This is a genomic window from Bacteroides sp. 3_1_23 (assembly GCF_000162555.1).
In the GTDB taxonomy this organism is placed as follows: Bacteria; Bacteroidota; Bacteroidia; order Bacteroidales; family Bacteroidaceae; genus Bacteroides; species Bacteroides ovatus.
In genome coordinates, this window is record NZ_GG774956.1 from 104,801 (window position 1) to 117,412 (window position 12,612).

Here is a 12,612-nt window from a genome sequence, read left to right on the forward strand (position 1 = left end):
CATCCAACCGGATATAGAACAGAACATTGTCCTGCCGCTCTATCAAAACCGGGATTTGTGTTTCATGGATAAACACTGTGTCTGAAGCTTTTACGTCAAAAGAATAGCCTAATAAGACAAGGAAAAGTAAATAAAAAATTCTTCTCATAATGGGGGTATTAGTTAGTTTAACGCGATAAAGATAAAACTTTTCTACCATAATACAGCTATGCAAACAGTTAACTTTCATTTTACCAAGTTCTGGTAGGACTAGTCAATACTTTGACCACCGTTCTGGCTCTTGTCATCATTGATAAGGTAGGCCGCAAGAAACTTGTTTATTACGGAGTTTCGGGAATGGTTGTTTCTCTGATTCTCATCGGCCTGTACTTCCTCTTCGGAGATTCCCTGGGAGTATCCAGCCTCTTCCTGCTCGTTTTCTTCCTGTTCTATGTATTCTGCTGTGCCGTGTCTATCTGTGCCGTGGTGTTCGTGCTCCTCTCGGAGATGTATCCCACCAAGGTTCGCGGACTGGCCATGTCGATAGCAGGATTCGCTCTGTGGATCGGAACGTACCTGATCGGACAGTTAACCCCCTGGATGCTCCAGAACCTTACCCCCGCCGGAACATTCTTCCTGTTCGCCCTCATGTGCGTGCCGTATATGCTGATTGTCTGGAAACTCGTGCCGGAGACTACCGGGAAGTCGCTGGAAGAGATTGAAAGATATTGGACCCGTTCGGAATAGTAAAACAAAAAGACCTTAATAACTTAATAATAAAAGATGTATGGATTTTAAGAAACTGGCAAATCAATACAAGGATGAACTCTTGGATAATGTTCTTCCTTTCTGGCTTGAAAACTCACAAGATCATGAATATGGAGGCTACTTCACCTGTTTGGATCGTGAAGGAAGAGTTTTCGATACAGATAAATTTATCTGGCTGCAAGGCCGCGAAGTGTGGATGTTCTCTATGCTTTACAATAAAGTGGAAAAACGTAAGGAATGGCTGGATTGTGCCGTTCAAGGTGGTGAGTTTTTAAAAAAATATGGACATGATGGAGACTATAACTGGTATTTTTCCCTTGACCGTTTGGGTAGACCATTGGTAGAACCATACAATATCTTTTCATATACATTCGCTGCCATGGCTTTCGGGCAATTAAGCCTTGCAACCGGTAATCAGGAATATGCTGACATTGCCAAGAAAACCTTCGATATTATCCTTTCCAAAGTAGATAATCCGAAAGGTAAATGGAATAAACTTCATCCGGGCACTCGTAATCTAAAAAATTTTGCCCTGCCGATGATACTATGCAATCTTGCTATGGAAATTGAGCATATTTTAGGCAAGGACTATTTGGAACAAGCGATGGATACTTGTATTCATGAAGTTATGTCTGTCTTCTATCGTCCCGAACTTGGTGGTATCATTGTTGAGAATGTAGATGTGAATGGTAATCTGATAGATTGCTTTGAAGGACGGCAGATTACCCCTGGCCATGCGATTGAAGCCATGTGGTTTATAATGGATTTAGGGAAACGCCTAAACCGTCCGGAATTAATCGAAAAGGCTAAGAACATCACTCTTACAATGCTTGAATATGGTTGGGATAAAGAATATGGAGGTATCTACTATTTTATGGATCGTAACGGTTGTCCTCCCCAACAACTGGAATGGGACCAGAAACTCTGGTGGGTGCATATTGAAACACTCATATCTCTTCTGAAGAGTTATCAATTGACCGGAGATAACCAATGTCTGGAATGGTTTGAAAAAGTACACGATTATACATGGACCCATTTTAAAGATAAAGAGCATCCCGAATGGTATGGATACTTAAATCGGAGAGGTGAAGTGCTACTACCACTCAAAGGAGGAAAATGGAAAGGATGTTTCCATGTACCAAGAGGGTTATACCAATGCTGGAAAGTATTGGAACAGCTATAAACAATAATGGATATGTTAACCAATCTATATTAATAATCTAAAAATTAATTCTATGACAGAGTTTAACTCAAAAATCAAGAAGAACTCTCGTATATTGAAAATATTTATGTTTTCAATCTGCGCGCTATTTGCATGTGCTATCAGTAGTCATGCACAGAGTTTAGTGAAAGGAACTGTTACTGATGGTATAGGAGAACCGCTACCAGGAGTAAGTGTTGTCGTAAAAGGAACTACTAATGGCACTATTACAGATGTAAATGGAAAATATAGCATTCAGGCCACCGCAAAAGACATTTTATCATTCTCATATGTTGGAATGTCAGATCAGGAAATAAAGGTAGCAGGTCAGACGACCATTAATGTGGTTATGAAAGATGATGTGGCAGCTTTGGATGAAGTGATTGTGGTAGGATATGGTACTGCCAAGAAGCAATCTTTAACCGGAGCCGTATCTGCGGTGAAAGGCGACGAACTGCTGAAAGCACCGGCAACCAATGTGTCGAGTCTTTTAGGTGGACGTTTGCCAGGTATTTCATCTGTTCAAGTATCTGGTGAACCCGGAGACGATCAGGCTACATTACGAGTTCGTGGCTCTATTTATAATGTTACTTATATAGTAGACGGAATGCCTCGTTCTATTAATGATATTGACCCTAATGATATCGAAAGTGTATCTGTTTTGAAAGATGGAGCTTCTGCAGCTGTTTATGGATTAAAAGGAGCCGGTGGTGTTATTATTATAACTACAAAAAAAGGTCAGGAAGGAAAATCCAAAATCACTTATAATGGTTCAATAGGAGCATCTATGAATGCAAACTTCCCGCAGTTTATGAATGGACCTCAATTTGCATATTATTATAATATGGCTGACATGATGGATAAAATGGCTAATGGAAGCATTTCAAACATTAGTCAATATAATCCCGTTTTTACAAAGGCGAATGTGGAAGCTATGTTGAATGGTGATCCTACTGACGGATGGGATAATGTTAACTATATTGATAAAGTATTCGGAACTGGTATTAATCAGAAACACAATGTAACAATACAGGGAGGTAGTGATAAGATGCGTTACTTTGCTTCTGTGGGTTATTTAGGTCAAAAAGGTAACATTGACAATTTCTCTTACAAGAGATACAATTTAAGAACTAATCTTGAGACTCAACTGGCTAAGAACTTCCAGTTAAGTTTAGGTATTGCAGGAAATGTCGGTAAACGTGAAACTCCGGGATATGCTTCAGGCGGTACGGATTCTAATTCCGAATTGGGTGAACAAGGTTGGTTGTCAGTAGCTCATCAGACTATAATGATGCATCCCTATTTGCCGGAAACATATGACGGACTTTATACTGCTACTACACAGAATAACACAAGTCTGCCCAACAGTCCGTTGGCTGCTATTTATGAATCCGGATACAAGCATACCAATAGCTTTGATTTGCAGACCAACATCTCGTTGCAATACAATGTGCCTTGGGTTAAAGGTTTGAGTGTAAAAGTAACCGGAGCTTATGACTATACAACTTCTCATAATAAGAATTTGAATACGCCTTACTCCACATATATACATAAAATGCCGACTTCGACAGCAGATTGGACTTGGTCTAAAGCAGACGATCCTCGCGGCACAGCAAATGGAATAAATTTAGGTGAAGGACAGTATAGTTCTCATCAGATGGTAGGCCAAGGAAGTATAAACTATGCAAGCTCCTTCGGAAAACATAATGTAGAAGCAATGGTATTGGCAGAAATCCGGGATTATAAAGAAAACAGTTTCTCCGGCTATAATAAAAACATGAGTTTCTCTGAACTACCGGAATTGAGCTTTGGACAACCTGCAGACTCTCCAATCTCGGGATACAGTGATGCAAACCGTAGTATTGGTTATGTTTTTCGTTTGAAATATGACTATGACAATAAGTATTTGGCAGAGTTTACAGGTCGATATGATGGTTCTTACAAATTTGCCGGCAATGTTAGTGGGAAACGTTGGGCATTCTTCCCGTCAGCGTCAGTAGCGTGGAGAATATCTAAAGAAGATTTTATGTCTAGTCTGACATTTCTGGATGATATGAAGATACGTGCATCTGTCGGTTTATTAGGAAACGATGCAGTGAGTCCGTATGCTTTCCTTAGTACTTACAATTTGATGGATGGTAACAAAAATGCATACCAGACAATTCTGAATGGAAAAGTAATGCAAGCATTACGCGCCTCTGTAATTGCCAATCCTACTCTAACTTGGGAGAACACCTTAACCTACAATGCAGGATTTGACTTTACGATGTGGAATGGTCTGTTGGGAATGGAGTTTGACGCATTCTATAATTATACCTATGATATTTTGACAGCAATGGGAGGCGATTACCCGCCATCTATGGGAGGATATTATTATACTTATGCCAACTATAATAAGGTGGATAGCAAAGGCGTTGAAGTAACGGTGAGTCATCGTAATAAATTAAACTTGGCAGGTAAGCCATTCTCCTATGGCGCAAGCTTCAATCTGACATTTGCAAGAAACCGTTATCTCCGTTATCCAGATAGTCCGAACACAGTAGAGTGGAGAAAACGCACAGGACGTAGTGTTGATGCTTCTGTTGTGTGGGTTGCAGATGGCTTATTCCGTTCGGAAGAAGAAATAGACAATTCAGCCTGGTATGGCACTCGTCCTAATGTCGGTGATATCAAATACAGAGATTTAAATGGTGATGGTAAAATAGACGAAGATGACAGAACACGTGTTGGACGTGGCAATCGTCCCGAATTAACTTACGGTTTGAACCTGAATTGTGCTTGGAATGGATTCGATTTAAGTGCACAATTTACTGGAGGTGCACTGTTTGATGTATCGTTGACAGGAACTTATTACAATGGATATGACGATAATACAGTCTGGACACAGGCATTTAAAGAAGGTGCCAACTCACCACTATATCTGGTTCAGAATGCATATACAGTAGAAAATCCGAATGGAACATTCCCACGACTTACACTGGGTAATCAAGGACACGGAGGAGATAATGGATTAGCTTCCACTTTCTGGTTGCGTAACGGTAGATACCTTCGTCTCAAATCCGCACAATTGGGTTACACATTCCCCAAGAGATGGATGAGTCCTGTCGGCATTCAGAATCTTAGAATTTATGTAGAAGGTTCTAATTTATTCACGATTTCCGGTCTTCCTGATGGAATCGATCCTGAATCTCCGGGAGTAAATAACGGATACTATCCTCAACAACGCACCATTATGGGCGGTATAACTTTGACTTTCTAAACCTTTAAAAGTTCTATTATGAAAACAAAAGTATTAAGTATCATATTGTTGGGAGCCTCTTTAGGGCTTGGCTCATGTAGTGATTATCTGGACATGACTCCAACAGACAGAGCATCAGATAAACTTGTATGGAGTAAACTCGACTATGCAGAACAGGCAGTCAACGATTTCTATCGCTATATAGATTATTTAGGAGTCTACAGGGATGGACAATGTTTGGCAGGAATGACAGAAGCTCTGACAGATCAGCTTAAATATGGTTCCTACAATTATATGGCTAAATGTCAGATACCTAGTGAAATTGCTTATGGAGGTTCTGTTCTCACAGTGAATTATGTTAGTACTTACCTTGGCAACTGGGGGACGATGTACGAATATGTGCGCCGTGTCAATGAAGGTATCAACAAATTAAAGAAATATGCTTCATTTGGTCAGGCTGATGAAGAACGCTTGGAAGCTGAAATGCGTTTCTTCAGAGGGTATCTCTATACAGATTTATTAAAGCGTTATAAAGAAGTGATTATATACGATGAGAATCTGGATAATATAAAAAAGGATATGCCAGTTAGTTCGGAAGCCGACGGATGGAATTTTGTATATAATGATCTAAAATATGCCGGTGAACATTTGCCTGTTGATAAAACTCCTAACGGACGTTTAACTAGCGGAGCTGCTTATGCAATGTTATCGAGAGCTATGTTGTATGCGGAAAGATGGGATGACGCTCGTATTGCAGCTGAAAAGGTGATGGGAATGGGTTATGAATTAGAAGCAAAAGAAGACTATTCAAATGCCTTTAAAGCAGGAAGCAAAGAAGCCATTCTACAATATTGTTATGATAAGAGTTCCACTGTGACTCATGACTTTGATGGATATATGGTTCCTGGAGGTGATAAAGCGCTCGACGGCAATTCCATGACCGGAGGATTCGGTACCCCGACACAAGAAATGGTTGAATCGTATGAATATGCAGATGGTAGTGGCTTCCCCGATTGGAGTGCATGGCATACTGCTGAAGGTACTACAACGACTCCTCCTTATGCCAAATTGGAACCACGTTTTAAAGCTACCATTCTCTATAATGGAGCAACATGGAAAGGCAGACCGATAGAATCTTTCGTAAACGGTACTGATGGTTGGGCTGCATGGAAAACAGATGCCAAACCGGAAGGACGTTCTACTACCGGGTATTATTTACGTAAACTGGTAGATGAAGCTCATAATTTTACTTCCATACAAGCCAGTACACAGCCATGGACAGAAATTCGTTACGCAGAGGTATTACTGAATCATGCAGAAGCATGTTATCATCTGAATGGCTATACGGATAAGGCAAATAAAGACATAAAAGATATTCGTAACAGAGTGGGATTGTCTTACACAGACAAAAGTGGGGATGATTTAATGAAAGCCATCCGTCAGGAACGCAAAGTAGAACTTGCTTATGAAGGACATTATTATTGGGACATGCGTCGTTGGAAATTATCTGCGACAGCATTTACCGGTATTCGTCTTCATGGAATGAAAATAGAGAAAAATGCAAATGGGTCTTTCACTTACATTTATACAGAATGTGATGATAAAGATCGTAATTTCCCGACTAAGATGTATCGTTTCCCAATGCCACAGGCAGAGTTGGACAATAACGGTGCGGTAACTCAATATGCAGAATGGCAATAAATCTAAAATGAAAACATTATGAAAAAGAATATATTATATCTATTATTAGGGATTTTGGCTCTCACGAGTTCTTGCCAGGATCCGGAATATGTGCTTCCTACTGCGGACAGACAGGGAATCACGAGCTTGACTGCACTCTTTACTTCTGGGCCATACGTGGATAAAGAGGCTGTGGTATATACTATTGCAGATGCTTCTGTAGATAAGTATGTAATTCCTATGCCATGGTATTATCCGGAAAATAGTGATAATGAAACTTCAGAATATATGAAAGCGATGAGGATTCAGGCAAAGTTGGCACCAAACTGTACTATTGAACCGGTTCTTTCAATTCTCGATCTGACTAAAGAGAATTATTTCACTTATACAGACGCTCAAGGATATAAGAAACAAATCTGCATCACAGGCGAAAGAGTTAAGTCTACTAAGTGTCAGTTATTAAGTTTCTCAATACCGTCTGAAGACATTACAGGTATTATTGATGAAGACCACAAAACTGTATCTTTAATCTCTGCGGAAGATTTATCTTCTTGCTTGGCAGATTATTCACTGTCGGCTCATGCGACCATGTCACCGGATCCTAAAACAGAGCCTCTTAATTTTAATTCACCTGTTGAGCTTACAGTGATTGCTCACGATGGAGTGACAAAGCAAACTTATACTATTCAAAAAGCAGTACCGGATAAGATTCCTTACGGATATAGAAAAGGTAGTGAGACAGAATTATTTAAATTGGATATGGGAGTTATCGGCTTACCTTGGACTGGAGCAAATGCACCTTCTTTAGCTGTTTCCGGAAATAATCTGGTAGTTTGCTTGGGTGATGGTACCACAACTCCTGCATATTACAATGCATCTACGGGAAATAAGATTGGTAATGTAACTTTGGGTAGTGTGAGTGTTGCATCTTTAGGATGTATGACAAGTGATAGTAGGGGAAATATATTATTAGCAACGAAGGCTACTAATGGCAAGTCTTTCTCAATCTATAAGACTTCTTCTGTTACGACTGCTCCAACTTTATTGACTACTTATACTAATAATACAGGGTTAGATATGGGTACGAAAGTGTCTGTTCAAGGAGATATTAATACTAATGCCTCTATTATTGCTACTTGTGACGGAACAGCCAGTTCAGGTTCCAATAAGTTTGTTCGTTGGATTATAACAGACGGTGTATTGGGAAGTCCTCAAGTAGTAACAGTGAATGGTGTAGGTAATTGGGGAGCTCCCGCATCAAACACTAAAGTTGTGACTAAAGGAACTACTGCTCAAAGTGATTATTTTTTGTCATACTATGATTCTAACATTCTTTATTGGGTGAATGGAACAAATAATAATGCAAGTAAATCTCTGGAAGACTCCGACAATGGTAATTCTTGGGCAATGAATAACAACTGTCTGGATACAAGAAGCTTTAATAATGCACAATATCTTGTATTGGTATGTACAGCTCATTTCCCGCAATGGGGTGGAACTCCATGCTTATATATGTATGATGTAACGTCAGACGGATCATTCACTGGTACAATATCTACTTCAGATGCTCTGTCATTCAATCCTTCACTTTCCTCATACAATTCATCCGATGGTGTAGCTGCAACAGGTGATGTATTGCTTGCTCCGACAACAGATGGATATAAGCTCCGTGCTTACTACGTGGATAACAACTGTAAGGTTATCGGAGGATATGAGTTTGATTGTATCGACAAATAATTAATTGATCTCTTTATCTCATATATGATGAGAAAATACCCATTCATCATATATGGGATAAAGAAATCTGTAAATCATTTAAAGGAGTAGCTATATGTCAACAAAGAAAAAAATGTTATGGTTATTATCATTACTGCCTTTTTTCATAGCATGTGGTGATGATAACACTGATATCCCGGATTGGCCATGGGCGGAGCCGGAGACTCCAACTGAACCTGTTGAAGCCAATCCTGATATTGTAAATTTAGGCTGGACCAATGTGAAAAGCACTTATGGAACCTTGCCTGAACATATCAACGTATATAAATCACCAGAAACACTGGAAGGCAAAAAAGCGATAGCTTATATTGCGGTAGGTGATATGAGTAAGGCAGCATTTGGTGTATTAGGAGAAAAGACTGGATTGAAAAAGCCAAAAGAATTTTATGAAGAGAACAACTCCACAATTGTAATCAATGGAGGTTTCTTCTATGAGGGGTCATTAAGCCTAATATGGCGTAACGGTGAAATGGTGTGTAAGAACAATGATGTAACAGCAGAAGATTGGACTAACGGTCCATTCTGGTATCCTGTATTAGCTGCATTCTGTGAAATGAATGATGGCTCATTCAAATCAATGTGGACTTACACAACACTATCCAATGTTACTTATTGGTATTCAGAGCCCTCACCGGTAAAATCAGAAACAACTCCTGACGAAAATTTTCCGTCTACAGGAACTGTCTTAAATGCTAAAACAGGAATAGGCGGTGGCCCCGTACTTCTGTTGGATGGAAACATAAAGAATACATACGAAGAAGAAATCTTATCAGATATTGGCGCCACGGCGAACAGACCTCGTTCGGCTATTGGTATCACCAATGATAAGAAAATGATTCTTTTTGTGTGTGAAGGAGATGGAATGACAACGGGAGTTGCCGGTATGACCACCGAAAATGTAGCCAATATCATGAAAACACTGGGATGTACGGATGCTATCAATTTGGATGGCGGTGGTTCCAGTTGCATGTTAGTCAATGGGCAAGAGACGATCAAGACAAGTGACTCCAGCGGAGACGAAAGATCCGTAGCATCAGTAGTCACTCTTAAATAAAAAATGTACTGCGGATATATCAGGCAGTATATACCTAATAAAACAAGTATGATATGAGAAAATTTCTAAAAATACTAATACTGACTTTCTTGGGAGCAGTTACAATAACCTCCTGTAGTGATGATTCTGATGGAATTCCCGGATGGCCGTGGAACGATAATTCGACAGAAAAGCCGGACGAGCCGGATGTTGCAGAAGCTAAGCCACGATATATTTGGATTGATGCGGCTGCTAATTTTCCTGACTATGCCAATAGTAAGGAAAACATAGCCAAAGATATGGAAAAGATAAAAGCGGCAGGATTCACTGATATTATTGTCGATGTACGTCCCACTACAGGAGATGTATTATTCAATACTAATGTTGTAGATCAGGTGAAACGTATGGATGTATGGGGTAATTCCGGATATAGTTATTATGAAAGGACGGAAACTTGGGATTATTTACAGGCATTTATTGAGGAGGCTCGTATACAAGGATTAAAAGTGAATGCTTCTATCAATACATTTGTAGGAGGCTATTTATGTCCGTATAATTTAGGACATGATGGAGTCTTGTTCCGTGATGAATCAAAAAAAGGATGGGCTAGTGTAGCTAATCTAGCTGACGGGCTAACCAATACGATGGATTTGTTGGACGATGAAACCGATTATGGAGCGAAATTTTTCAATCCCGCTAATGATGATGTACAAAACTTTGTTTTACAGTTGTTGGCCGACTTGGCTAAATATGATTTGGATGGCATCATATTGGATCGTTGTCGTTATGATGACTATGGCTTAGAAAGCGATTTTTCAGATATTTCCAAACAGAAGTTCGAAGAATACATCGGTGAAACTGTAGCAAACTTCCCGGCAGATATTATGGCACCCGGTACGGATGAAATACCTTCTGACCAGCCTGTTTATTTTAAGAAGTGGTTGGAATTCAGAGCGAAAGTTATTCATGATTTCATAGTAAAGGCACGCGAGAAAGTTAAATCTGTCAATAACAATATCAAGTTTGGAGTTTATGTTGGTGCCTGGTATTCAACATACTATACATCAGGCGTGAACTGGGCCAGCCCTAAATACAACACCTCCGCTTATTATCCGAAATGGGCTACTTCCGATTATAAGAATTATGGATATGCGGACCATTTGGACTATATCTTTTTGGGTGCTTATGCTTCCGTGAACAATATATATGGAAGTGGCGAATGGACCATGGAAGGTTTTTGTAAGAATGGACGTGAACTGTTACAAGGAGATGTACCTTTTGCAGGCGGACCAGATATCGGTAACAGTACCGGATGGACTGACGGAGGACAATCTGCAAAAATTCCGGATACTATTGATGCTTGTATCAGTAATAGTGACGGCTTCTTTGCCTTCGACCTTTGCCACGTTAAGAAATACGACTATTGGAACGCTTTTAAAACAGGCTTTGATAAATATCTGGAATCTATCGAAGAATGAGGTTTGAACTAACCAACTAATTATGAAAATATATTTATTACAATTCTTTTTATTAATAGGTCTGGGCTTGAATTTACAAGCCCAGATTCCTTCTAACCCTATTCGCGGGAAAGTAACCTGTAATGGGACAGGAGTCCCGGGGGTAGTAGTGACCGACGGAATAGACTGTGTTTTGACTGACCAGCAAGGCCAATATACTCTCCCCCCTAATAGGGATGTTCGTTTCATTTATTTATCCACTCCTTCCGGATATTTACCGAAAACAGAACAAACAATACCTTTATTCTATCAGAAGCTGAATCCGGCCAAGCAAGATATTTACGACTTCGAATTGGTAAGAAATCCGCAAAATGAGATCAATCATTTGTTTTTGGTGCAGGCAGATGCGCAGGTTACTTCCGAAGATGACGTAAAGGCTTATGCTAAATATCTGCAAGATATGAAAGAATATATTCGTCCGTATATGGGCAAAAAAGAAGTATTCGGCATAGATTGTGGGGATATCGTAGGAGATACTCCTTCTTTATATCCTTCCTATATAGATACGGTATCATCATTAGAGATTCCCATCTATCGGGCAATTGGTAATCACGACATGACGTATGGAGGGCGTACTTTTGAATATTCTTATCGCACTTTCGAAAGTTATTTCGGTCCTATCTACTATTCATTAAATAAAGGTAATGCTCATTATATCGTGCTTGACAATTGCTTTTATGTCAACCGTGATTATCAATATATAGGTTACATTGATGAACGTACTTTCCAATGGCTGGAGAAAGACCTCTCTTATGTGCCCAAAGACAAACTTGTCTTTGTAGTGATGCACATTCCTTCCAGTCTTCAGAAGAAGCTAAGATATAACACGCTAGATCAAGATGAAACGGTCAATACAGCTGCACTATATAAATTATTGGAAGGTTATAATGCCCACATCATTTCCGGACATACACATTTTAATGTAAACGTATGTTTTAATGACTCATTAATGGAACATAACACAGCTGCCGTATGCGGTACTTGGTGGCGTGCAGATATTAATGTGGATGGTACTCCGAGGGGATATGGGGTATATGAAGTAGACGGGAACCAAGTGAAATGGCTATATAAAAGTGCAGGCTACCCGAAAGAGCATCAATTACATGTATATCAGGCCGGATCATCTGACGAGTACCCTTCCGATATTATTGCTAACGTATGGAACTGGGATGAACAGTGGAAAGTGGAATGGTATGAAAACGGAAAGCGAATGGGAGAAATGCAACGCTACAAAGGATATGATCCTGCAGCCAAAGCAATCTGTTCTGACAAAGAAAAGGTGAAATATGAATGGATTTCCCCAGTTCTTACCGAACATCTATTTCATGCTACTCCCCGTAATAAAAATGCTAAAATAGAAGTGAAAGCAACAGATCGCTTCGGCAATGTGTATACTGAAGCTGTCGAAAACAAATAAGAA

General features: G+C 39.7%; 8 protein-coding genes and 1 pseudogene. 8 read left to right on the forward strand and 1 reads right to left on the reverse strand.

Annotated features, from left to right (window positions below):
• Positions 1–148 (reverse strand): BNR-repeat neuraminidase N-terminal domain-containing protein (locus HMPREF9010_RS25780; protein ID WP_157453738.1); only part of this gene is annotated, 148 nt, incomplete at its 3' end.
• Between the two features lie 80 nt (positions 149–228).
• Between HMPREF9010_RS25780 and HMPREF9010_RS01495 the strand changes: the two are divergent.
• The 8 genes and pseudogenes from HMPREF9010_RS01495 to HMPREF9010_RS01460 all read left to right on the forward strand — a co-directional run.
• Positions 229–726: pseudogene (locus HMPREF9010_RS01495) on the forward strand (MFS transporter); the annotation flags it as partial.
• A 40-nt stretch (positions 727–766) separates the two neighbouring features.
• Positions 767–1,930 carry an AGE family epimerase/isomerase gene (locus tag HMPREF9010_RS01490; RefSeq protein WP_008651671.1) on the forward strand — a complete coding sequence of 388 codons (1,164 nt, stop codon included), beginning with the start codon at positions 767–769 and terminating at the stop codon, positions 1,928–1,930.
• 52 nt (positions 1,931–1,982) lie between these two features.
• Entirely contained in the window at positions 1,983–5,207 is a 3,225-nt protein-coding gene (locus HMPREF9010_RS01485) for a SusC/RagA family TonB-linked outer membrane protein (RefSeq protein WP_004319081.1), read from the forward strand.
• A gap of 18 nt (positions 5,208–5,225) precedes the next feature.
• The gene (locus HMPREF9010_RS01480; protein WP_004297563.1) at positions 5,226–6,887 is read left to right on the forward strand and encodes a RagB/SusD family nutrient uptake outer membrane protein; all 1,662 of its coding nucleotides are present in this window, start codon (positions 5,226–5,228) and stop codon (positions 6,885–6,887) included.
• Between the two features lie 18 nt (positions 6,888–6,905).
• On the forward strand, positions 6,906–8,603 hold the full coding sequence (locus tag HMPREF9010_RS01475; RefSeq protein ID WP_004308394.1) for a DUF5018 domain-containing protein: 1,698 nt from the start codon (positions 6,906–6,908) through the stop codon (positions 8,601–8,603).
• Between the two features lie 94 nt (positions 8,604–8,697).
• On the forward strand, positions 8,698–9,696 hold the full coding sequence (locus HMPREF9010_RS01470; protein ID WP_008651675.1) for a phosphodiester glycosidase family protein: 999 nt from the start codon (positions 8,698–8,700) through the stop codon (positions 9,694–9,696).
• A gap of 53 nt (positions 9,697–9,749) precedes the next feature.
• Positions 9,750–11,153 (forward strand): alpha amylase family protein, encoded by a 1,404-nt coding sequence (locus HMPREF9010_RS01465; RefSeq protein WP_008644145.1) that lies wholly within the window; start codon positions 9,750–9,752, stop codon positions 11,151–11,153.
• A 22-nt stretch (positions 11,154–11,175) separates the two neighbouring features.
• On the forward strand, positions 11,176–12,609 hold the full coding sequence (locus HMPREF9010_RS01460) for a calcineurin-like phosphoesterase C-terminal domain-containing protein (RefSeq protein WP_008651676.1): 1,434 nt from the start codon (positions 11,176–11,178) through the stop codon (positions 12,607–12,609).
• Positions 12,610–12,612: the final 3 nt, after the last annotated feature.